Origin of the sequence: Mesorhizobium sp. LSHC412B00, from assembly GCF_000503035.1 — a bacterium.
Lineage (GTDB): Bacteria > Pseudomonadota > Alphaproteobacteria > Rhizobiales > Rhizobiaceae > Mesorhizobium.
Window position 1 is genome coordinate 1 of sequence record NZ_AYWB01000008.1, and the last position, 22,262, is coordinate 22,262.

The 22,262-nt window shown below is 59.4% G+C and carries 25 protein-coding genes and 1 tRNA gene; 14 read left to right on the top strand and 12 right to left on the bottom strand.

Annotated features, from left to right (window positions below):
• The 3 genes from X757_RS148780 to X757_RS1000000168975 form a co-directional block, all read left to right on the top strand.
• Nucleotides 1-420: zinc-binding dehydrogenase (locus X757_RS148780; RefSeq protein WP_023726552.1), on the top strand; the 420-nt coding region annotated here is incomplete at its 5' end.
• Nucleotides 421-790: 370 nt separating this feature from the next.
• Nucleotides 791-1,021 carry a hypothetical protein gene (locus X757_RS148775; protein WP_023709645.1) on the top strand — a complete coding sequence of 77 codons (231 nt, stop codon included), beginning with the start codon at nucleotides 791-793 and terminating at the stop codon, nucleotides 1,019-1,021.
• A 361-nt stretch (nucleotides 1,022-1,382) separates the two neighbouring features.
• Nucleotides 1,383-1,667, top strand: a complete 285-nt coding sequence (locus X757_RS1000000168975; protein ID WP_023716427.1) for a PilZ domain-containing protein — start codon at nucleotides 1,383-1,385, stop codon at nucleotides 1,665-1,667.
• Nucleotides 1,668-2,066: 399 nt separating this feature from the next.
• Here the strand turns inward: X757_RS1000000168975 and X757_RS1000000169710 are convergent, their stop codons facing one another.
• Both X757_RS1000000169710 and X757_RS1000000169715 read right to left on the bottom strand, forming a co-directional pair.
• A complete protein-coding gene (locus X757_RS1000000169710; RefSeq protein ID WP_245275077.1) occupies nucleotides 2,067-2,348 on the bottom strand; it encodes a helix-turn-helix domain-containing protein in 282 nt (93 codons plus the stop codon).
• Nucleotides 2,293-2,889 (bottom strand): cyclic nucleotide-binding domain-containing protein, encoded by a 597-nt coding sequence (locus X757_RS1000000169715; protein ID WP_373432839.1) that lies wholly within the window; start codon nucleotides 2,887-2,889, stop codon nucleotides 2,293-2,295. The genes X757_RS1000000169710 and X757_RS1000000169715 overlap by 56 nt, the downstream gene beginning before the upstream one ends.
• Nucleotides 2,890-3,389: 500 nt before the next feature.
• Here X757_RS1000000169715 and X757_RS1000000167995 point away from each other — a divergent pair, with 500 nt between their 5' ends.
• On the top strand, nucleotides 3,390-3,617 hold the full coding sequence (locus X757_RS1000000167995; RefSeq protein ID WP_156933440.1) for a helix-turn-helix transcriptional regulator: 228 nt from the start codon (nucleotides 3,390-3,392) through the stop codon (nucleotides 3,615-3,617).
• A 51-nt stretch (nucleotides 3,618-3,668) separates the two neighbouring features.
• Here X757_RS1000000167995 and X757_RS148755 read toward each other — a convergent pair whose 3' ends face one another.
• From X757_RS148755 to X757_RS01000000164895, 7 genes are all read right to left on the bottom strand, one after another.
• Nucleotides 3,669-4,235 (bottom strand): recombinase family protein, encoded by a 567-nt coding sequence (locus X757_RS148755; RefSeq protein ID WP_023726557.1) that lies wholly within the window; start codon nucleotides 4,233-4,235, stop codon nucleotides 3,669-3,671.
• A gap of 402 nt (nucleotides 4,236-4,637) precedes the next feature.
• Nucleotides 4,638-6,833 carry a S8 family peptidase gene (locus X757_RS0134095; RefSeq protein ID WP_023726558.1) on the bottom strand — a complete coding sequence of 732 codons (2,196 nt, stop codon included), beginning with the start codon at nucleotides 6,831-6,833 and terminating at the stop codon, nucleotides 4,638-4,640.
• Nucleotides 6,834-6,897: 64 nt separating this feature from the next.
• On the bottom strand, nucleotides 6,898-8,028 hold the full coding sequence (locus X757_RS148750) for an AAA family ATPase (RefSeq protein ID WP_023726559.1): 1,131 nt from the start codon (nucleotides 8,026-8,028) through the stop codon (nucleotides 6,898-6,900).
• Nucleotides 8,029-8,465: 437 nt separating this feature from the next.
• Nucleotides 8,466-8,954, bottom strand: a complete 489-nt coding sequence (locus X757_RS1000000169415) for a terminase small subunit (RefSeq protein WP_084629570.1) — start codon at nucleotides 8,952-8,954, stop codon at nucleotides 8,466-8,468.
• Nucleotides 8,951-9,160, bottom strand: coding sequence for a hypothetical protein (locus X757_RS148745; protein ID WP_023726561.1), 210 nt, complete (start codon nucleotides 9,158-9,160; stop codon nucleotides 8,951-8,953). Before X757_RS148745 ends, X757_RS1000000169415 begins: the two co-directional genes overlap by 4 nt.
• A 591-nt stretch (nucleotides 9,161-9,751) precedes the next feature.
• Nucleotides 9,752-10,834 carry an AAA family ATPase gene (locus X757_RS0134105; protein WP_023726562.1) on the bottom strand — a complete coding sequence of 361 codons (1,083 nt, stop codon included), beginning with the start codon at nucleotides 10,832-10,834 and terminating at the stop codon, nucleotides 9,752-9,754.
• Between the two features lie 334 nt (nucleotides 10,835-11,168).
• The gene (locus X757_RS01000000164895; protein ID WP_032996233.1) at nucleotides 11,169-11,378 is read right to left on the bottom strand and encodes a hypothetical protein; all 210 of its coding nucleotides are present in this window, start codon (nucleotides 11,376-11,378) and stop codon (nucleotides 11,169-11,171) included.
• Nucleotides 11,379-11,483: 105 nt separating this feature from the next.
• Here X757_RS01000000164895 and X757_RS148740 point away from each other — a divergent pair, with 105 nt between their 5' ends.
• From X757_RS148740 to X757_RS148730, 3 genes are all read left to right on the top strand, one after another.
• Nucleotides 11,484-12,029, top strand: coding sequence for a hypothetical protein (locus X757_RS148740; protein ID WP_023726563.1), 546 nt, complete (start codon nucleotides 11,484-11,486; stop codon nucleotides 12,027-12,029).
• Complete coding sequence (locus X757_RS148735; RefSeq protein ID WP_023726564.1) at nucleotides 12,026-13,231, top strand: site-specific integrase; 1,206 nt, start codon at nucleotides 12,026-12,028, stop codon at nucleotides 13,229-13,231. The genes X757_RS148740 and X757_RS148735 overlap by 4 nt, the downstream gene beginning before the upstream one ends.
• Before the next feature lie 73 nt (nucleotides 13,232-13,304).
• Nucleotides 13,305-13,394 (top strand) — tRNA-Ser (locus X757_RS148730).
• A gap of 147 nt (nucleotides 13,395-13,541) precedes the next feature.
• Here X757_RS148730 and X757_RS1000000168540 read toward each other — a convergent pair.
• A complete protein-coding gene (locus X757_RS1000000168540) occupies nucleotides 13,542-13,703 on the bottom strand; it encodes a hypothetical protein (RefSeq protein ID WP_023691300.1) in 162 nt (53 codons plus the stop codon).
• Between the two features lie 186 nt (nucleotides 13,704-13,889).
• Here X757_RS1000000168540 and X757_RS148725 point away from each other — a divergent pair, with 186 nt between their 5' ends.
• The gene (locus X757_RS148725) at nucleotides 13,890-14,081 is read left to right on the top strand and encodes a DUF3606 domain-containing protein (protein WP_023668952.1); all 192 of its coding nucleotides are present in this window, start codon (nucleotides 13,890-13,892) and stop codon (nucleotides 14,079-14,081) included.
• A gap of 347 nt (nucleotides 14,082-14,428) precedes the next feature.
• On the opposite strand, the gene X757_RS148720 is transcribed toward X757_RS148725, so the two are convergent.
• Nucleotides 14,429-15,151, bottom strand: coding sequence for a hypothetical protein (locus X757_RS148720; RefSeq protein WP_023726565.1), 723 nt, complete (start codon nucleotides 15,149-15,151; stop codon nucleotides 14,429-14,431).
• A 503-nt stretch (nucleotides 15,152-15,654) separates the two neighbouring features.
• On the opposite strand from X757_RS148720, the gene X757_RS148715 reads away from it, so the two are divergent.
• The 6 genes from X757_RS148715 to rimO all read left to right on the top strand — a co-directional run bounded on the left by X757_RS148715 (nucleotide 15,655) and on the right by rimO (nucleotide 21,056).
• A complete protein-coding gene (locus X757_RS148715; protein ID WP_023726566.1) occupies nucleotides 15,655-15,972 on the top strand; it encodes an FdtA/QdtA family cupin domain-containing protein in 318 nt (105 codons plus the stop codon).
• A 43-nt stretch (nucleotides 15,973-16,015) separates the two neighbouring features.
• Complete coding sequence (locus tag X757_RS148710; RefSeq protein WP_198024409.1) at nucleotides 16,016-17,236, top strand: FAD-dependent oxidoreductase; 1,221 nt, start codon at nucleotides 16,016-16,018, stop codon at nucleotides 17,234-17,236.
• Nucleotides 17,237-18,163 (top strand): glycosyltransferase family 2 protein, encoded by a 927-nt coding sequence (locus X757_RS148705; RefSeq protein ID WP_023726568.1) that lies wholly within the window; start codon nucleotides 17,237-17,239, stop codon nucleotides 18,161-18,163.
• A gap of 110 nt (nucleotides 18,164-18,273) precedes the next feature.
• Entirely contained in the window at nucleotides 18,274-18,681 is a 408-nt protein-coding gene (locus tag X757_RS148700) for a DUF930 domain-containing protein (protein WP_032894508.1), read from the top strand.
• A 262-nt stretch (nucleotides 18,682-18,943) separates the two neighbouring features.
• Nucleotides 18,944-19,603, top strand: coding sequence for a TerC family protein (locus X757_RS148695; RefSeq protein ID WP_023668959.1), 660 nt, complete (start codon nucleotides 18,944-18,946; stop codon nucleotides 19,601-19,603).
• A gap of 139 nt (nucleotides 19,604-19,742) precedes the next feature.
• Nucleotides 19,743-21,056: a 30S ribosomal protein S12 methylthiotransferase RimO gene (rimO, locus tag X757_RS148690; RefSeq protein WP_023691314.1), complete on the top strand. Its 1,314-nt coding sequence runs from the start codon at nucleotides 19,743-19,745 to the stop codon at nucleotides 21,054-21,056.
• Between the two features lie 138 nt (nucleotides 21,057-21,194).
• Here rimO and X757_RS148685 read toward each other — a convergent pair whose 3' ends face one another.
• Entirely contained in the window at nucleotides 21,195-22,262 is a 1,068-nt protein-coding gene (locus X757_RS148685) for a BMP family ABC transporter substrate-binding protein (RefSeq protein WP_023682527.1), read from the bottom strand.

Genomic DNA, 22,262 nt, shown 5'->3' on the forward strand with positions numbered 1-22,262 from the left:
GGAGCCTATGTGATCGGCACCGGGCGGGCCGCCGACCGCCAGAAAGCGCTCGACTTCGGTGCAAGTGAATTCCTCGACCTCGCAAAAGACACGCTTGAAGATGTAGGCGGCGTCGATCTGGTGTTCGATGTCATCGGCGGCGATTTCCAGAAGCGATCCGCAACGCTCGTCCGGGCCGGAGGTATCCTTGTCACAGTCGTTGGACCAACGGACATTCGACCTGCCGATGGCCTGACCGTTGACTTCGTCGTCGAGGCTGATCGCCCCCAGCTTTCTGAGATAGTGCAGCGGATCCGCGATGGACGACTGCGGACGAACATTGGCAAGGTTTCGAGCTTGGATGATGCCATCGGCACCTTCAACTCAACGGACCGACGTACAGGAAAGACGGTTATCNGGCAAGGTTTCGAGCTTGGATGATGCCATCGGCACCTTCAACTCAACGGACCGACGTACAGGAAAGACGGTTATCCGCGTTCGTCCGTGAGAATTTGGGGAGGCGGGTCCTCTCTCCTTATGGCCGCGTCGGCAGCTGACACGGTGAGGTGCAAATCAGCGCCTTCGAGGGATTTAGCCATCGTAGGGCGGTGTTTGCGGGAACCTGCTTTGTACGTTTCCGACTCTTGCCTTTTTTTCGGAAAGTGACCCACAGAATAGCTGATGAGGTTCTATCTCTCTGGGAGGATGGGATGGACATTCAAGNTGCTTTGTACGTTTCCGACTCTTGCCTTTTTTTCGGAAAGTGACCCACAGAATAGCTGATGAGGTTCTATCTCTCTGGGAGGATGGGATGGACATTCAAGCACCTGTTCGGCCTACGCAGCAAACGGCCAAGGAGCTGGTCCGCGAGGTCCTGTTGGGCTCTCAACCCGGCGACATTATTTCCGTTAAAGCGACCATTGTAGCGGTCCGTGAGCGCGGCCGCGATGTTCTCGAAACTGACTGCCAGTTAGTCGAAATGATCATCAAATCAGCCTCCGTTTGGGGACTGTTCATCGCCTTTGACGTTCGAGAGGCGTGATGCCCCACCGTTGGTTCAACCCTCCGGTTTATGTGAAGACCGAGCGCCCGGGGCTTAGCCTTGGTGTGAACCGGGTTGATGCCGCCGCCGAGGAGCTCCTAAAGTGGTCCAATCGTGGCCCCAAGTGGCGGCTGGCGGCCGAGGCTNGAAGAGGAGATGCTACTGCCGGATTAACAACGCTATACGACGAGACCATTCGGGTCTGTTCGCGTTGGCGGTGGGAATTCACCAGCGCGACGGGCATCTATGCCGTCCGTCTCCGTCAAATTTCCAAAGTGAGACACCACCGAGCGACGACCTAGATGGACAGCTGTTCGCCCGTGGGCGTAGCATAGGGTGGGGGGTGACCGATGGAGGTCACATGGTTGATGAAGAGCATCGCCGCGAACGAAGGCAGCGGGTGCTGAAAGGCGCCTCAATCATCAGCGGAATCACAAACTCCGAGATCAGTTGCACCATTCGGAACCAAAACAGTGGCGGAGCTGAGCTCAAAGTCCCGGTGGAATCGCGTGTCCCCGAGCGGTTCGTGCTTTACGTGCCGACGGACGGCGTTGCCTACCAAGCAGTCCTGCGGTGGCGCAGGAACGACCGAATTGGGGTTCAATTTATAGGAACGTTGCCAAAGCCGCGTCTCCACTATGGCTAAGCTTGTCCCCGGGATGCACCGATTCGGGAGTTTGGACACTGCCCGGCGCTCCGCACGTGTTCCATGGCAGTCGTACTTTAGAGGTTACCCCCGGGGAACCTTCGCTTCAGGTCGACACGGTCAGAAGCCTGAAGATCACGGGAATATTCCTCGTCCAGATCGTTAGCCAGATGCCCACGCGCTGCGGGGGCACCCAGTGAAGACGTCAAACACCGTCCAGCTTTCGGCGGGTTCCTTCCTCAGGTCGTAGGTTTGGGGAGCCATGCCGTCGCTAGGTAAGTCTGCGGTCCAGTTCTCAAGCAGTGATCGACATTCCTGATGGAGTGCGGGTTCTACAGCAGATTCAGTTTCAAGGATCGCGAGGGGTTGGCTCAATGCATCATGAGCGACCCAGCATTCTCAGAAACCGGAACCCGTCTGCGCAGCCCTATGATGCAGATAGGTAGAGTCAAAATCTGCGGCGCGAACGAGCCCTGCCCAGTCGGGCGCATGAAAACGCGAGCCAAGGGTAGATATCAGACCGTCGCGTCGAAGGTCCTGGAGCACTCGGTTCACGTGCACGGTGGAGAGGCCAACTGCGTCGCCAAGTGCAGCCTGCGTTATGGGGAGATAGGCCACGTGATCTTCAATGCGACCTACCGAGCGAAGGCGGACAATAAGTTCGCAAAGAATGTGAGCCATACGAGAGTAGGCGTCGCGCCTTCCGACGTTGGTGACCCACTCTCGATAGATCGCCGCGTCGATCACAGTGGAGCGCCAAAACACTCTCGTTATCGAAGAGTGCTGTTCGCAAATGGCGCGAAGATCGTCGTGCCGCATGAAGCCCACTCGAGAGGGCATCAGAGGGGTGAAAGTGCAATCCATGACCGACAAATGCAAACCATGCAGGTCGGGAATGTCGCCCGGAACAAAAAAGNAGAGGGGTGAAAGTGCAATCCATGACCGACAAATGCAAACCATGCAGGTCGGGAATGTCGCCCGGAACAAAAAAGGAGGAGATCTGACGCTTGCCCTCCCCGGTTAGTTTGGTCGACCCTATCAAGCCGTCAAGAACGACGAAGGAAAGGGTCGGCTTGTCGCCCTCGCGCAAAATGTCTTCATTGGCCTTATATTTCTTCTCCTGAATCGAGATGTTCCCCAGAATGCCAATATCTGATTGTGCGAGTTCCGAGATGGCCTGGAGCTTGCGGATCAAGATGTTTGAAGTAGGAGCGTGTGCCATCAAGACCCCGTTCGGGTAGCCAACCAATTTGCTGTTGGCGCTTACGTTCTCGATTGCGGTAGGGCTGGCGACGTTAGATTGTGCTTGATGCCTTTGGCTTCCCGCATCAGGGAGGACCAATTCGCCCCTAGCAGCGCTATCAACTCCAAGGCTTGCGGCTCCGTGATGTCGGTCTCCTCGATAAGTCTTTGGACAAGGCGACGCTCGGCTTCAGACATCATGCTGCTAGGATCCTTCCCAACCGCTCAGAGACCCCTTCCTAACTGTAACATTTGATATAAGTTCCCACCTAAGTGGCTGTTTTTTTGAGGGGCCATAGCGCTCGAAGCCCCGCACTCCGGATCACAGCCTGCTATCCGCCCGATTAACATATGTTATTATGCAAGGAACATTCGAGCCTGCGGCCGTTCAATTGCTGCCAACGGGCCCAATGCGACGGGTCACCAGAGAGCCACGCATGCTCATTGCCAAAAGGGTCGATAGCAATCGCCAAATGAGAGATGGCCAAAACCCTGCATTCGGACCGTCATCGGCGACTTGCTGAGCTGCTGACCGAGAAGCGAAAGCAGGCAGGATTGACGCAGGCAGCTGTCGCCAAAGCTCTTGATCGACATCAGCCTTTCATCGCCAACATAGAAAGCGCGATCGTCGCGTTTCTCGATCTGGCGAAGGTAGTAGGGTTCCATCCATATGAAGTCTTGCGCCATATCGAGGCCGTCGATCGCTGACGGATTAGGAGTAGGCCCCGGAAGTTCCGCGACACGCTTGCAGACCGTGGGCTACCTGAGGCCAGCTGCCGTAAGCGCTCGGTAGACTGACCCCCGACCGATGCCGAGGGACGCGGCGATCTCTGACACGGACTTCTGTTGCTGAAACAAGACGACTGCTTCACCGGCCTTTGCTCGAGCCGTCGGCTTCCGCCCTTTGTATTTCTTGTCTGCCTTCGCCTTCGCGATGCCTTCCTTCTGTCGCTCTTTCATCAGGCCCCGCTCGAACTCCGCGAAAGCGGCGAACATGTTCAGCATCAGCCGACCGTACGCTCCGGTCGTGTCCAGCGTCTCCCTGCCGAACTGTAAGACCTTCAGACCTACACCACGTCCATGCAGGCCATCGACAATATCACCCAGGGTCCGAGTATTACGCGCCAGGCGATCGATCTTGGTGATCACCAACGTATCGCCCTTGCGCAGAAACTTGAGCGTACGATCAAGCTCCTGCCGATCCCCCAGGGCTGAGACCTGCTCCGAAAAGACTTCCTCGCAACCGGCGGCTTTGAGATCACGTATCTGGGCCTCCAGTCCCGCGACCTGCTCTTCTGTTGAAGTTCGTGCGTAGCCGACCTGCATCCAACTCTCCATGTCCAATAGCCTCTAAGCTTTTGAGTCAGAGCCGTCCAAAAGTCAATAGGAACCTTATTGGACGGCGCTAGGGCTTGTTGCAGGGCGTCCGGTAGACCCTGCCCATGTGGACAGCATGTCAATGGATCGTAGGATAGCGCAGGGCGTCCCGCCTACGCCGCCGCACCGATAAAACGAGCGGCGGGTTTCAGGATCATCGTAGGATTGCACTGAACGACGGCATTTGAGGCTGTGCCATGACTTCTTTGGGGCCGATTCCTGCCCGTCGGCTTTCAAGATGCTGCGCCGCGATAACAGTAGTTCGCAAAGCGTCGCTGCAGTTGGCAGCTTTACGTTTCCGAGTAAATTGACTTGCGACGAACCCTTCTGCGCGGTTTGCCGGCGTCAATCCTATTTTGGCAGCCGGACCGGCACCTGAACGCCGGCGCGGGGCCTCATGGGCTGGAGGCGATTCCCCGAACTAACGATGACGCGGTCGTAGAGATCTAGGGCCGATCGGTTGCGGATCGTGAGTGCCAGCGCGAACTTCATGTTTGTTGGGCGCCGGCCGCTATGGCCATGTTCGCGGGTGATATAGCTCACGTCGAAGGCCGGCTGAGCAAGAGAGGACGCGCGCTTCGTCTTCGCGCGGGTTAGAGTCGTTTCCCATTTCTGCGCATCATCGCGCTGCATATGCTCGGTCGCATAGAAATTCTTGGCGGAAAAGAAGGAATCTGACGCTGGCACGGTTGGCGTAATTAGCTTGCTTCCGCTGTAATAAGGCGGCGGAATCCGCGTGGTGTCAGGTCGAAACTGGATGTCGAGACCACCCCGCGTATAGTTGATCGCATCTTCGGGATCGACTTCACAGTAAAAGCTGAAAGTGGCCTTGATCTCGACATTGCCAATTAATCCGTCGGGAATTGGCAGATAGAGCCGCACCGCGCCGGTCGTCGGCATCTGTCGCTGATAGACGATATGCGCCTCATGATCTTCACACAAGACGAGGTCGCCCAGGCGGTGCGAAACCAAGCCCCAGCCGATCTCAGTTCTAAGCGACTCGTCGCCCGTTGCGTGATGCACCAACAGCGCCTTGACCGCCGGCGCCCAAAGCGCCTCGGCAAATTGCGCGCGCACGCCCGCCCCAGATCGCATCGCGAGCGGTGCTGCGAAGCTCGTGCCCATGGTGCCGGCCGCCTTGTGGGGGCTAACCGTACTCAGCGCTAAAAACGGCGCGCCATGCGACCCGCCGAACGTCACGAAATCCGGCTTCACATAGCCTGGGCTGCGTCCCGGGCCGCATGCACTGTAGCCCGCGCGCTTCCAGCCCGCTCCAAACCCGTCGCTCGCGCCGACGCCAAGCATATTCACTCCGTCGGACGGCGGTTGGATCCGATGCAGGCCACCGGCGCGATCGTCTTCACCGTTGTTGCCGCAGGCAATGGTTGCAACTGTCTCGCCAGTTGCGAGTAGCTGGTCGAGCCTTGCCGTCCACGGGCTCACGTCGTCATCGTCGATGGCGTAGCTTGGGCCCAAGCTGATGTTGATGAAATCATAGCGACGTGAAGTTAGTACGTCCTCGATGCGATCGAGCAAATCGAACGCCTCGAAATCACCGTCGCTTTCGCCGAACACCCGCCAGTGATCTACATTTGCATAGGGCTGGGCGAGGGCCGCGCCCTGCTCGATCGGTCCGAACAGGAAGGCTGATGTCACCGCGAGACCATGGCGTTGCCCAGCGGCAGTTGGCGCGCCGACGCCCGGCGCGTCGTGCAATGTCACCCATTTTTCGAGTCCATGTCCATCGGGGAGCCCACCATCGAAAATGGCGACTGACAGGTCGGGGGCAACCGCATCCTCACCGCTGAGAGTAATGGGAAACGCGCTACCGATCGAGCGGGTGACTGGATCGAAAGGGACGATCCGCGGAGCCTCCCGCAAAACGCGTAAGAACGCGAAATCGAGCACGTCGTCCAGTTGCTCGCGCGGTGCGATGATCGGTAGGAACGCGAGGCCTCCGACTTGGCGCCGCCGATCCAAGTCATACCAGATGTCGAGTGACCGCATAAACTCGGCAAAGGCACCGACGACGTCGCTGTTGCTTGCATGATCGGGATTGTGGAGCACCACCTCCAGCGGGATGGCGTCGCGCTTGGCAAAGCGGTCGGTGAGGCTCTTCAGGCGACTTTTTCCAGGCGTGGTGACGCTTTCGATCCGACGGAAATCATCTTCGATCCGGTCGTCGCCAGGCGACCACGATTCTGCCGCTTGGCTGAATTCGACGAGCGCGGCGGCGGATCCCGCAAGAAACAGGACCGGTGCGGGTTGTGCCTTACCGCTCTCCTCCGCCCGGGCGGCCACCACCTTGTTCGGAGTTATATGAATCGCCCGACTGCCTAAGTGCCGGAGGCCGAGATCCCGGATCAGGTTTGCCGGATAGTAGGACTTGGCGAGGTAGCTTGGGTGAAGCGTTACCTCCAGCGCAGCCTGGCCCCAAGGCAGCGCTAGCTCGGGTAAGGCCTCGATCGCTGCCCCAGTCTTCTTCCACTGCGGTGCGAGGCGGCGGCGCGCCTCAGCAAAAGAGTAGGGATGGGCCTTGTCGCCCATACCGCGCGGCGGACGAGCGATCTCTTCGGACAGTTGCTCCCCTTGCCCTATCAGATATCGTGGACTAGCCATTGTTCACAGTCCCCTTCGAGTCGGAATCCTTCACTCGGCTCTTGCGGATCGTATCGCGAGAAATCCCGACCAGTTCGCTGATCCTACGATCGCTGTAATCAGCCTCGGCAAGCAGGCTGGCCGCCCGCTTCCTGTCCTGGGCCGAGCCGGCTCGCAGATCATGACCGACGCGGTCGAGCAGGACGTCAAGCAAGTTCGTGTTGGTGATGGTAGCCCGCCGACGAATCCACTGGACCATCCTGGTCAGGTCGCTGAACGATTGGCCGTCCCAGAGATTGATCAACAAAGGCATCCAAGGTTCAAGTAGCCCGATTTCTTCGCCGAAAAGACTGTGCAGCACGGCGGCCCGTTCGCCTGCAGAAGGCGGATCGAATTCAAGAACGTCGTCGAAGCGCCGCCATACCGCCGGATCGAGCAACTCGCGATGATTGGTCGCCGCGATCAGCAGACTCGTTGCCGGCCAGTCATCGACTTCTTGGAGCAGCACAGTCACAAGGCGCTTCAGTTCGCCGACGTCGCCCTCGTCGTCCCGCTTCTTGGCGATTGAATCAAACTCATCGAGCAGCAGAACTGAAGGTACGCTCTTGGCATAGTCCAAGACCGAACGAATGTTAGATCCGGTTTTACCGAGGTAGCTGCTCATGACCGCGGCGAGATCGAGCGTGATCAGCGGCCGGTCCAAACGCATTGCCACCCACCTCGCGCTCATCGTCTTGCCAACCCCCGGTGGTCCGACGAAGAGAAGCGAACGCGTCGGACCCAATCCTTGGTGTTCCAACGCGGGGAGATGGTTTCGTTCCTCGATCACCTGCTCAAGACGCAGCGCGAGATTGGCATTCAGAATCGGGGCGCTGGTCAGCACGACTGGATATTCGCTCTTCGCCAGTGCCAGCCGCGAATCCGCGTCGACTGGAACGATTGCCCCGCCCACGTCCCGCAAGGGCGACAGCGACGTCGGTGCCAATGCAAGGAGTTCCGACAGCGCGCTTGCGAGCTTGGGATCGTGCTGGCGAAAGCGGCGGATGGACTGGCGAATATAGACTTGTATGTCTTGCGGCCGACCCTGCAGGCCAAGTCGCGCAAGATGGACGATATTTTCTGACAACTTTGTAGGCAAGTCCATCTTTGCTCATACACCCCAAAATCCGGCAGCTTTTGCGTGGACTAGTTATACGCATATGTGGTCTAACTAGTCCATAGGGTTTTTGCGACTGCAGCTCGGGGTCGTCGAGTTTGTGGCCCGCCGTGTCTCAGTGCTGCTTCTTGGGCCAGTGAGTATCCGAGGCGGAATGCGCAAGCGCCCCGCCTAGAAGTCTGCCGCTGTAAATTCACTTACGCCAGCAGTGTGTTCCCCGCGTTGGAGGACTCTAGGGCCCTTGCTCATCCAAATTTACCACCGGCCGCTTTCGGAGCACGGCTATGGGGCCGTGATGGCGGTGTTGCGGCGCAAAGCGGCCACGTCAAGACGCCTTGGCCACGAAGTGCTCGACCCCCCGAAATTCGGAGAGCCTTGGGATGGGTCCGGCATTGCCCGCTTATCGCCGCCGGCACACTTCTCCATCAGTGCTCCGTCTCGTTGCAATCTTCGCTATCTTGCGCGGGCAGCGGGCGCACCCCCTTCGCTGCCCTCACTTCACTGATCATGGCAGCGATCTCGAAATGAAGCTCCGAGTCTGTCATCTGGTTGACCGTCGCAGTGAGATTGACGTTGAGCTCCTTCGGAGCCTCGATCCCGAGCAGACGCGCTTTGGCTATGCTGGCGGCCGTGGCCGCCGCCGACTGGCCATGCTCATGGGCCAAGGCACGGGCTTGTTCGAGCTCTGCGCAGAGTGATTCCTTGCTGACCATGAGACTTTCCGCGAGACCTTCAAGCAGATGACGCCGCCGATTTTGGATCTCAGGCTTTGTCAGGAGTTTTGAAGACTCTACAGCAGCTGCTCGGACGGTACATTTGTAGCCCGCTTCGAGGTATGCCTTGTAGGCGGGCAGGCCTTCCACATACCCTCGCACGAACGCTTCGTGACGCGGATTTCTAAGTGGTGCTCTCATTGCATTGCCTCAGGCAAATCAGCCATTTCGCTGAGCGAAAGATGGTATTCCGAGACCTCCTCCCGCTCAATCAGATAACCCACTTCCACGCGCAGCGGAGTAGCCAATGACCATTTGCGACCGTGCGCGACGGCCTTCCAGGTGCGTTCCCCCTTTTGGGAGATGCAAAGTTTGGCGGATTTGACTTTGCTTCCCTGGTTGCTCATGGGTTCCCGATCTCCAAATGAACCACGTACACATATTCTGCCCCATAAATTCTGAACGGGCATGGAGAGAGCCGCGGCCATGAGTAGGATGGTGAAGTCACCGCGCGGCAACAGTTGCTGATTGGCGTCGACACGTACCCAATGATTCAGCGGGAAAGAAGTTGTAGGCCGAACCAATCGCGCGCCAACATGAAGAGTATGTCAAAGATGCCGAAAGAGGCCGGTGGCCCACAGCCTAATGGATTGAATAGCTGGCCTGCGGCGCCTTCTGAAGTCTTCTGCGGACCATGGCAGAGATCGAAGAGCCCTTCATTCCGGCAGAAGGATCGCAGAAGGGCCTGCGGACTTTGCGCCCATGTACTACAGTCCAATGCGGGCGCTAGCTTGTGAGGTGAGCGGCGGCCGTACGACGCTTAGCGGGGGCTTCACCCCCTGCACCCCGAGGAAGGCCGTTCGGCCTTCCAACCGCGACACCCCCACCCATTGCCGTTCCTGTGTAGTTCGATCCATATTTGGCTCTGAATAAGAGCTTCGCTCAGCTTGTGAGTGCGTGAGTGCACACCCCTATGGGGGTATTGCTCACGCTCACGCTCACAGTGTTGGCTCGGATGTGTGAGCAGCGTTGTGAGCACCGTTTTTGCTCACGCTCACGCTCACAATGTCGCCGTCAATGGTGACGTCACCAGCTTCCTGAAGTTTTTTCTTGGCAGTGCTGAAGGCTTTCCTGCGAGCTGGATCCGTTCGCTTGTTACACCAGTGCGCATAGCAAGCATTTTGCCAAGCCCTAAGACTGGCGGTGCCTGCAACGACGATTCCGCGTAACAAATTGAGCGCCACAGCTACGTCAGTGAAGGTTTGCTTCTCTGTCGCCTCTTCCACGGTCGCATTTTCGGCATTGGTCCATGAGTTGATCTGGTGAACCACCTGCACGGAGATCTCGCCATCAGCGACAATTAGGTTACTGGACGCGATGTCGAAGGCGAAGCGCGCGCCGGCCGGACCGTCTTTGAATTTCTCGACTCTGAGAATGGACGTAGCGCCCTTTCGGTCGACACTCAGGACGAAGTCAACGTTGTTGAAGAACACCCCGCTTCCACGCATTTCCCGGTTGCCTTTCTTGCCTGGATGGTGAACCCCCATGACCGCGCAGTCGAACTCTTCGTGCAGACAGGCCATGTTCGTTACGGCCTTACTAGCCGCAGCCGCATCGTCCTCCTTGGCATCGCCAAAGCAGGTGGACAGTGTGTCGAAGATGATGAGCGACATCTGCATCCCAGTTGCTCTGACGAGCTCTGCCGCTGCCGTTCGAATGACCAAGCGCGTTTCGCCATCTACAAGACCCTTTTTGGGGCAGGCCATCACCGCAATCGGCACATGATCAGCTACCAGTCCGAGGTATTCTATAGTAGCGCACAGGCGCTGGATGACGCTTCGACGCGCTTCCCCTGTCACGTACAGGACGGCTCCTTTTTTTACCTGCAGGCCGCCCCATTGGAGACCAGCTGCAACAGCTACACTGGTCCGAACTGCAATGCCTGTCTTGCCTGCAGTGCTGGGGCCAAAGATGAAGCCAACGCCTACTGGAAGGACTGCGGGTATGATCTCCCTATGGCACTCGACTTCGAGCAACTGTCGCCGGAGCACTCCTATGCGCTGCGCATTTGCCTTTTCCATGCTGTGTCTCTGTTGCCCTTTCGGCAAGTCTCAAGGAGGAGGGCCTAATGAACCCATCGGGGCCGGCACGAGCCGGTACGTGGACAACGCCGCCTTCACGCCGCGCGCGCCATCCGCAGTTAAACGTCGACAGCTTGAAACGGCGCAACCGCACCGCAGCGCCCTGGCGTCGGTCAATCAGCCACCGCACGGCTTGGTTCGACCGCGGCCGGTTCCGGTCGTCAAGAGCAGCCATGTCGATGTAAGCCAGCTGCAGAGTCGCGTTCCGAGCGCGGGGCAAGCATGAGTAGCGCAATCGCGGCGGCGTGCTCGTGATACACGCCGGTGAGCTTGGTCATGCGGAAGGCTTTCCCGCAGTCGGCTGCAACCCAAGTTTGATTGCGATAGGTGCGACAGGCACCATAATTTTCTTGCCTATCCTGATTGTGGGAATGTCGCCGCGCTTGGCGGCTTCGTATGAACCGTTGCGGCTCAGCCCATAGAAAACCGCGCCAGCAATTGGGACGGAAAGCGTCGGGCGGTTCAAAGCGTCTTCGAGCGTCATCAATCACCTATGGATATGAGTAGCCTACGTATGACACGGTAGGGCAGAATTAACTTGCTCGCAACTGATTTATGCGTAACCTACGTAGGAAGTATGAAAGGTGACATGATGGACCGCGACGACATGAAGCCCACGCCGCCAAGACCCCCTTGGGCCGATCCAAAAAGTGAGCGGTTCAACATGTTCATCTCTCCAGCGGAGCTGAAGCAGATCGATGAATGGGCTTGGGCCAACCGCATCCGGTCGAAATCGGACGCGGTTCGCCGCCTGGTCCAGATCGGGCTAGTCTTCGATGAGAACGCGAATGGAATCGCCGGCGCCTTTATGAGTCTTTACGACGATTTTAATACGAAGATGATCGCTGCCGCTGAAGCACTCTCAAAAGGCGATGAAGGAAATGAGGCGCGGACTGATAGCTTTATCAGACAGATGCTCAAGCTCTCGATCGAGACGATGGAACACTTGGGCTCGCTGCAGGTCCAACTCAATTTGGTGATGGCACCGGCCATGGCGATGAAAGCCGATGAGAGCTTCGGCACCGCAGAACTAGGGTTCTTAGTGGCTAAGGCTGATTCTTGGGCGAAGCTCATCCGGCAGAACTTGGATATTTACGAGGCAAATAAGCACCGCGGGAAGGAAGACGATCAATGAAGGGCCACATCCGCGAGCGCAGTCCGGGCCATTGGGCTATTGTCCTCGACGTCGGCGAGATTGATGCCAAGACCGGCAAGAAGAAAAGGAAGTGGCACAGCTTCAAGGGTACCAAGCGCGAGGCGCAAAAGGAGTGCTCGCGGCTCGTCACCGTCCTAGATCAAGGGCTCTATGTCGAGTCGACCAAACAGACGGTTGCCGAATTTCTGGACGAGTGGCTGGGGTTCATCAAGCCGTCGGTGGCACCAAAGACGCATGAGCGATACACCGAAATATGCCGGAAGGGGCTTGCACCGCTGATCGGCAACGTGGTCCTGTCCAAGCTGAAAACCGATCGGATCGACGCGGCTTTTACCACAGCATTGACCGCGCCGCGTGTGGACCACCGGGCAAAGAGAGGCGGCGGCGAGCGCGAGCCACTTCCGCCGTTGGCGCCTCGTACGGTCCACCACTACCGCCGGGTGCTGGTTAAGGCGCTGGGCCAAGCAGTGACATGGGAGAGGCTGTCTCGCAATCCAGCTCTTGCGACCACACCCCCGAAGGTCGAACGGCAGAAGATGCTCGCTTACGACGTCGGCCAGACCGCAACTTTGCTGGAAACGCTCCGGCCGACGCGCATGTTCATTCCAATCCTGCTGGCGGTGACGTGCGGCCTTCGCCGCGGTGAGATCCTTGCACTTCGTTGGCGCCACCTAGAGCTTGCAGATAATCGCCGACAGATGTCGATCGAAGAGAGCGCTGAGCAGACCGCTGACGGCGTGCGGTACAAAGAGCCGAAGAGCGGCCGTGCCAGGACCGTGGCTCTCTCTGCCAGCACTGTCGCCGAACTGAAGGCGCACCGCGCGAAGCAGGCCGAAGAACAGTTCCGCCTGGGCACTCGTCCGGACGCCAACAGCTTTGTTGTCGCCCAAGTCGACGGGGAGCCGCTGCAGCCTCGCTCGTTGACGCATGAGTGGGTGCGCGTTCTGGGCAAGACCTCCCTGCCCCGCATCCGGTTCCATGACCTTCGGCATACCCACGCGACGCAGATGCTGTCGGCCGGCATTCACCCAAAAATAGCAAGCGAGCGCTTGGGCCATTCAAACATTGGCATCACGCTGGACCTTTACTCGCATGTCATGCCAGGAATGCAGGCCGACGCAGCGGAGCAAGTTGACGTGGCATTGCAGGCGGCTATAAGCAGCGAGCGAAAAGGCAAATAGTTGCAAAGTGCGTTGCAAACGGCTGATTTGACCAGTTGGGAAACACCAAAAAGCACAATGATTGCAATTAATTGGAGGGATGGCCGAGCGGTTTAAGGCACCGGTCTTGAAAACCGGCGTGGGTGCAAGCCCACCGTGGGTTCGAATCCCACTCCCTCCGCCAGATATTTGGCTACCGTGCTGAATTGCCTCTGTATTTTCAAAGAGGGCCAAATCTTTCCTAAGTTATTCCTAACTTCCTAAAACGAAGAAGCCTGCCACCGCGAGGCAGCGGGCCAGCGTGAGCGCAAACGTTGCGCCAGCCTCAGGATCAACGTTCGTCCTGGCGATAGAGCCGTTTGGTCGCGCGGTCGCTTTCCATGCGTTCTGCAGGACCACGGTGGCGTCGGGTCATAAGAACGTATGCCATCAATAGGGCCAGCAACAGTGGCCCACCAGCAACGACGATCAACCACATCACGCTTTCAAACATGAGGCATCTCCTTCACGTCACAACCGTCAAGGAGAAGAACCGTTCCGTTCAAAGTTACAGCAACACCAGCACCTCCTGCGACTGAGGGCCGTTTTCCCATGTGACCGTTTCGGAAATCCGGGCTCCGCTGCAACAAAAGGCTGCGGCTGCACGTTGCGGTTGATCATTCAACCAGGAGCAAAGCAAATGGCCGACGACAAAACGAAGACGGACTTCCGCGATCGGGACCGCGTCTCTGCCGATGAGGATTATGAAGTCGAGTATTTCGCCACCAAGGCCGGCATCACCCCGCAGCAGGTCAAGGAATTGATCGCGAAGCACGGCAACCGACGCGAGACGCTGGAGCGGGAAGCGAAGGCTCTGGGGAGCGGTAGGTAGGCCGGCATGCCAGAGTACCAGGTGGAAGAGTGGCATGGAGAGGAGTGTGTCTCAACTCAGGCCACGAGCGCCGATGATCCGTTATCTGCGGTAGAGAAGGTCACGGGCCAAAGGGTGTCGCCTAGAGCGCTTCAGGAGCATTGGTTTCGTGTGGTCGATGAAGATGCGCGAAGCACGCATGAATTCAGCCTTGAGGACGGCGGCCCGGCTGGAGATTTCGCAAAATAGCCATGACCAGAATCTCGGACCTGCATTGGGACCAACGCTGCAGATAGGCGAGAAAGGTGCAGCCGCCGGGCGGACCCGACGGCTTATCGTCGATTGGATCGCTGCCGCCGCATGGGGCCTTAAGGCGCGGCCGGCGCCAGCTTGGCGGCTACTTGGTCGATCTTGTCGGCAAGTACGCTATTGGCCCAATCTGTCACCTCAGGGTCAACGGGCTTGTTGGCCATTTGGGCAAGGGCTGCATCGATCGATGGGACGTTGGCAGCGGCAGCTGTGGCGGCGGTCTGAGCAGCGGCCGCATCCTGGGTGGCCTCATCGAGCGCTGCCTGTGCTGCATCGAGGTCGGCCTGCGTCGGGACATCTTCGGGCGGGGTATTCGGGTCAGCCGCTTTCGCATTCAGCGCGTCGAGCGCCGCTTTGGCGTCGGCAACCGCCTGATTAGCGGCATCGAGCGCCGATTGAGCGTTCTTGGCTATTGCCGACTGTGTCACAAAAGCCTGCACGCCAGCGAAGTTCTTGCTCTTGGAGTGCATAAAGGCGTTGGCGTTGCGCTGCAGTGAGTTCAATCGGCCCAGCTTGGCATGGATATTCTTTTCCTTGGACACTGAACCGGTAGCGGCCTTGGCGACCTGGCCCTTGGCGGATGCCGACTTGCCGAGCGAACCGCCGCCTCCGCCATTGCCGCCAGCATTACCGTTTCCTCCGCTATTGCCATTGCCATTGCCATTGCCGTTACCATTGCCATGGCCGTTACCATGGCCGTTGCCACCAGCAGCAGCCAGGGCCGGCGACACCAGAAGCGAGAACACCGCAAATGCAGCAAAAAGGGTCTTTCGGGATGTCATAACTACCTCCGAGATTGCCACCGCCACTAACCGCTATAGCGGGCAACATGAGGAATCGCTAACACAAAGGGTAAACTTGGATATAGCTGTGCTTTCATTGCGAGAACGAAGCGGCCGGCCGGCGAAACGCCAACCAGCATAACTCTTTGAAATTGCTGAAGTAGATCACCCTCGTTGGGACCGGCCGGCCTTCCGAACTCAAAGGTCCTAGACCGCTCGGACCAAGGTCTTAAGCCTTGGTTTCGGCCGCGACTCAGAAGTCGTGACGGCGCGGCGACCTTCGGTAGTCGGCACCGTATCGGCCTGAGGCCGAGCTCGACATCGATCCGCTGCTGTGTCCCAAAACACCGCCTAAGTGGTTGTATTCTCTGTCTTTTGATGTAAGCGCTAGTCTGAGGTAAATTTCGACCGGCTTCTGGCGGGCTTACGTTATGCAGCATCGAACGTTCTTTGGCGGCAAGGTCACCGAGATCCCCACTTCGTTACATTGCGATCCCAGGTGAATGCTGACCGCTATCGAGTTCAGCGGTTACAATTTCCAAGCCGTGCGGGCGTTCGTCGTCACCGCGCCGCGCGGCACGTCGCGGGGCGGACATGCACACGGCTCGGGCCGGCAATTGATGATGCAGCTGTCGGGCGAGATCGGCATCGAATTTCGCTATCAGGAACAGATCGAACGGCTGACGCTCACCGCATCGAACCGCGCGGTGCTGGTCGATGCCCCGGTGTGGGCGCTGCAGACCTATGAAGGCGAGAACCCGTCTTTGCTGGTTTTCTGCGATACCGAATACGACCCTGAAAACTACGTATCGAACCCCTGATGACACTCATCGGGAAAGGAGAGGCCGCGATGCGCGCCAGGACATGACAGCGCCTCGCGGCAGAATGGCTATTCTCGGCGCCGGCATCATGGGCGCCAGCCTCGCTCTCATGATGGCCCGCAGAGGCTACGCGGTGTCCCTCTTCGACAAGGAGAGCGAGCCGATGGCCTGCGCCAGCCGTTGGAACGAGGGCAAGATTCATCTCGGCTATCTCTACGGGAACGATCCCTCGCTGCTGACCGCCCGGCATCTGCTTTCGGGAGGACTGTGTTTCGGCAGGCTTGTTTCCGAGCTGATCGGAAGCAATCTGGAATCGCACACGACCTTTTCGGAAGACCTTTATCTGGTCCATCGCAACTCGATCGTCGCTGCCGAGGCGCTGGGGGCGATCTTTGAACGTGTGGATGTATTGGTGCGCAGCCACGCTGACGCCACCAGCTACCTTGCCGACGTATCGGCGGCGCGGTCGAAACGGCTTTCCAGAACTGAATTGGCCGATGTCACCAACTCGGACCAGATCGTCGGCGGCTTCCAGGTGCCGGAGCGATCCATCAACACGCGATGGGTTGCCGACCGGCTTTGCGCCGTGCTTCGGGGTGAACCCAACATCAGCTTGCGAATGGCGGCCAAAGTCCTGTCGGCAAAGCCGGTGGACGGAATTGACGGGAAATGGCGCGTGGCGGTCGCAGGCGAGAAAAGCGAGGCGTTCGACATCGTCGTCAATTGCCTTTGGGAGGGGCGGCTGGCTGTCGACCGCACGGCCGGCATCGAGCCGGTTCCCGGATGGTCGCACCGCTACAGGCTTTGCCTGTTCGGCCGCACCAGGCAGCCTGTCGATGTGCCGTGCGCGGTCGTCGCCCTTGGCCCGTTCGGCGACATAAAAAACTATGACGGGCGCAACTTCTATCTCTCCTGGTACCCGAGCGGGTTGCTTGCGGAGAGTGGCGAATTGTCGATCGAAACGCCGCAAGCGCTCGATGCCGACGCACGACAGCGGTTCATCGGCGACGTTCGCGCCACGCTCGCCCGGTTGGTGCCCAGTGTTTCCAGCATGTTCGACGATGCCGAGGAGCTTGAGGTACGCGGCGGCTTCGTGTTTGCGCAAGGGCGTGGTTCGCTCAGCGACCCGAAAGCCACAATCCATCGCCGCGACCAATTCGGGGTCAACCGCCTGGGCAACTACATCTCGGTCGACACAGGTAAATATTCGACGGCGCCGTGGCTTGCCGACAGGCTGGCGCGGCAAATCTGCGGGATCGAGTGAATGGGTGAGACAGAACAGGGCGGCGCGAAGCAGGTAGCGCAGAAACAAGTCCAGCTTCGATCCGGCTGGCGGCCGAAGGTCACGGCGCTGGTGCCATGCTACAATTCGGCGGCATTCATTTCGCGTACGCTGGACAGCCTCGCCGCGCAGACCTGGGACAATATCGAGATCCTGGTCGGCGAGGACAATTCGACCGACGCGACATTCGAGATCGTTTCAGCCTTCGCCGGCGGCCGCGACGATGTCCGTATCCTGCGCCGGGACAAAAACCTGGGATGGCTGAAGAACTCCAACGATCTGATGGCCAATGCCAGCGGCGAATTGATGTTCTTTGCCTTCCATGACGACGTCATCGATCCAACCTATATCGAGGCGCTGGTGCGGGCGCTCGATGCCAATCCCGAGGCCGTACTGTCGTTCAGCGACGTCGAAGTGATCGAAGTCAGCGGCGAAAGTGCCACGTGGAAGTTCGACCTGCTGGAGGGCTTGCAGGACGGTTTAGCGCGTGGCCGGGCGATGGCGCGCCAGCCGCATGGATGGTGGGTTCCCAATCGTGGGATATTCAGGGCCTGGGCGTTCCACCGTAGCGGCGGGATCAAGCCCAACAGCCAAGGCGAATTCAGCGCCGACTGGACCTGGCTTCTGCATCTGTCGCTGCTCGGCGGCTTTGTCCGCGTGCCGCAAGTGCTCTGCCACAAATACTACCGGGCGGGCAGCATCAGCCGGCGCTGGGACCGCAACAGCACCCAACGAAGGGCCTTGCGGGCGGCGGGGATAAGGGAGGTCTGGCACAGCGAGGCCGGCCTGGCACAAAGAGCCTTCCTCGCTGTCTATATCGCCTTGCGGCCGTGGCGGTGGGGGCCGCGATCGCGAGAAGCGCAAAGACGGCGAAACAGGCAATCGGTGCATGGCAGCCCGGACAAATAAGAATGGCGCCGGGGGCGCGCCAAAACGGCTGCGCCTGCCCAGCCAACGGCGATTTCCGGGCACATCCGGCTGCCCCAAAATGGCACTCCGGTTGATTTTTCACGTGAGATATGGTCGTTCTCCCGCCCATGAAAAAACTATTCCTTGCGGCGCTGGCTTCGGTGACGCTGGCTTTACCCGCCCACGCGATGGACGCCGCCCTGCGCGCCGGCCTGCTGAAACTCGACCCGGAGACCCGGCTGGAGCAGAGATGCGACGCCGAAGTGCTCGACCGCATCAGCCATGACGACCACAAGTACAAGGCAGACCGCGTCGTCGCCTACGCCTTCGCGACGCCGGAAATGAAGGCCGATGCCATCCGCAGCCCGGGCGCTGCCTTCCGCAGCAAGGGGCAGTGGTACCGGCTGAAGTTCAAATGCGAGACGGCGCCTGACCATATGGAGGTCCTGCAGTTCCGTTACCGCATCGGCGACGAGATTCCGGAAGCCGACTGGGCGAAGTACAATCTCTACGACTGAATTCGCTGCGACCAGAATTCTCTCTGGCAGAACGACCTTCCCTATTCCCGTGGCTTTCAGCGTCGGCCGTTAGAGCGGTTCAGCTTTTTACAGAGCAGCTGACCCACTCTAACTCTTTGTTTTTGCATGATTCCGGACGGAAAACCGCTACGCACTTTTCCTGGAATTGCGCCGGCAGTCTCTTGACGCGCGGGAACCATACACGTTAGGGCGTCGGCATATCCGACGACGAACACGCCGATACAGCAAGGGGCTCCGGTCGATGGACATTTTCAGCGCTGCAAGCATGACGGCCCTCCTCCAGGTCATCGCCATCGATCTGGTGCTTGCCGGCGACAATGCCATCGTCATCGGCCTTGCCGCCGCCGGCCTGCCGGTCGAGCAGCGCAAGAAAGCCATCCTGATCGGCGTGTTGGCGGCGACTGTGCTGCGCATCCTGTTTGCCGCCGTCACCGTCAAGCTTCTTGCCATTGTCGGCCTGCTGCTGGCCGGCGGCATCCTTTTGTTGTGGGTGTGCTGGAAGATGTGGCGCGAGCTGCGGACGTCGCATGCCGACGAGTTCGAGGCGACCGAGGCGCTCTCCGATTCCGACCTCAACAGCGACAGAACGGTAGGTGGCAAGGCGCCGCGCAAGACGCTCGGCCAGGCGGCCCTGCAGATCGTCGTCGCCGATGTTTCGATGTCGCTGGACAATGTGCTGGCGGTCGCCGGTGCGGCGCGCGATCATTTTCCGGTGCTTGTCATAGGCCTGGTGCTGTCGATCGCCTTGATGGGCTTGGCCGCGAGCTTCATTGCCAAGCTGCTGCACCGCCACCGCTGGATCGCTTATGTCGGCCTGCTGATCATTCTCTACGTCGCGATCGATATGGTCTATCGCGGCGTTGTCGAGGTCTGGCCGCATGTCAGTCCTGTGGTGAGCTGACTCTGCCGGTCCTACAGCTTCTGTATACTACGGGTATCTGCCGGAGGCAGTGGTCGCGTTCGCCGCAGCCGCTGCCCATACCAATGCCGCAATAAGTGTGGTACTGGCCGCCGATCCCGAAAAACCCGGAATGTTTCTCATGTCTGCGCCTCGCGTCAGTTTCGTCAGCCTTGGATGCCCGAAGGCGCTTGTGGATTCCGAGCGCATCATCACGCGCCTGCGCGCCGAAGGCTATGAGATCGCGCGCAAGCATGACGGCGCGGACCTTGTCGTCGTCAACACCTGCGGCTTTCTCGATTCGGCCCGCGACGAATCGCTCAACGCCATTGGTTCGGCGCTTTCGGAAAACGGCCGGGTGATCGTCACCGGCTGCCTCGGCGCCGAGCCGGACGTCATACGAGAGAAGCACCCCAACGTCCTCGCCATCACCGGCCCGCAGGCCTATGAGAGCGTGATGGCCGCGGTGCATGAGGCGGCGCCGCCCAGCCACGATCCCTATATCGACCTTCTGCCGCCGCAAGGCGTCAAGCTGACGCCGCGCCACTACGCCTATCTCAAGATTTCCGAAGGCTGCAACAACCGCTGCACCTTCTGCATCATTCCGGCACTGCGCGGCGACCTCGTCTCGCGCCCGGCGGCCGATGTGCTGCGCGAGGCCGAGAAGCTGGCCAAGGCCGGCGTCAAGGAACTGCTGGTCATCTCGCAGGACACCAGCGCCTACGGCATCGACATCAAGTACCAGACGTCGATGTTCGGCGACCGCGAAGTGCGGGCGAAATTCCTCGACCTTTCGGAGGAGCTGGGCAAGCTCGGCATCTGGGTACGCATGCACTATGTCTACCCCTACCCGCATGTCGCCGATGTCATCCCGCTAATGGCGGATGGAAAAATCCTTCCCTATCTGGACATCCCCTTCCAGCACGCCTCGCCGCAGGTGCTGAAGAACATGCGCCGTCCAGCCCATGGCGAAAAGACGCTGGAGCGCATTCGCGGCTGGCGCGAGGTGTGCCCGGATCTGGCGATACGCTCGACCTTCATCGTCGGTTTCCCCGGCGAGACCGACGAGGATTTCGAGATGCTGCTCGACTGGCTGGACGAGGCCAGGATCGATCGCGCCGGCTGCTTTAAATACGAGCCGGTCCGCGGCGCCCGCTCCAACGATCTCGGCCTCGAACAGGTGCCGCAGGAGATCAAGGAAGCGCGCTGGCATCGCTTCATGCAGCGCCAGCAGAAGATCTCGGCGACGCAGCTGGCCAAGAAGGTCGGCAAGCGCCTGCCGGTGCTGATCGACGAGGCGCATGGCACGTCTGCCAAGGGCCGGACAAAATACGACGCGCCCGAGATCGACGGTTCGGTGCATATCCAGTCGCGCCGCCCGCTGCGCCAAGGCGACATCGTCACGGTCAAGATCGACCGCGCCGACGCCTACGACCTTTACGGCTCGGCGGTTTAGAAAATTACCAAAAAGGGCGCCTCCCGGCGCCCTCGGATTTTTGGCACAGCCCTCGGCGCGGTTTCGCAGTCGAAGCGTGCAGCCCGCGAAATGAAAAAGGGCGCCGCGCGGCGCCCCTTCTCTTTGCGTTTCCGATATTTACTGCGGCAACTTGTCGTCGACGCCCTTCACATAGAAGTTCATGCCGAGCAGCGTGCCGTCGTCGGCGACTTCGCCGTCCTTGAGCCACGGCGTGCCGTCCTGCTTGGCGACCGGTCCGGTGAAGGGGTTCCAGCCATCTGCGATTTTCTTGGCGGTTGCCTCGGCCATCGCCTTCACATCGTCCGGCATGTTGGTGAAGGGCGCAAGCTTGACGGCGCCGTCCTTGATGCCGAGCCAGACATTGTCCGGCTTCCAGGTGCCGTCGAGCGCTGCCTGAACGCGGCTGATGTAGTACGGCCCCCATTCGTCCGTCAGCGAGGTCAGCTGCGCGTTCGGCGCGAACTTGATCATGTCGGAGGACTGGCCGAAGCCGTGCAGCTTGCGCTCTTCCGCCACCTGCAAGGCAGCGGTGGAATCGGTGTGCTGAACGATGATGTCGGCGCCCTGATCGAACAGTGCCTTGGCCGCGTCAGCTTCCTTGCCCGGATCGAACCAGGAGTTCACCCAGACGATCTTGGCCTTGAAGTTCGGGTTGACCGACTGCGCGCCGAGCATGAAGGAGTTGATACCCATCACCACTTCGGGGATCGGGAAGGAAACGATATAGCCGGCGACCCCTGCCTTCGATTCCTTGGCGGCGATCTGGCCGAGCACATAGCGGCCTTCATAGAAGCGCGCATTGTAGATGCCGAGATTGTCAGCGGTCTTGTAGCCGGTGGCGTGCTCGAACATCACTTTGGGGAACTTCTTGGCGACCTTCACTTCCGGGTCCATGAAGCCGAAAGAGGTGCCGAAGATGATCTTGCAGCCTTCGCGCGCCAGACGCTCGAAAGCGCGGTCGGCATCGGGACCTTCCGAGACGTTCTCGAGATAGGCGGTTTCGACCTTGTCGCCGAGCGCCTTTTCCACCTCGAGGCGGCCCTGGTCGTGCTGGTAGGAATAGCCGAAGTCGCCGATCGGGCCGGTGTAGACCCAGCATGCCTTCAACTTGTCGGCGGCCTGCGCGGACGCCGCCAGTGACATGGCGGCGGTCGTGGTCATCAACGCAATAAGCAGTTTTTTCAT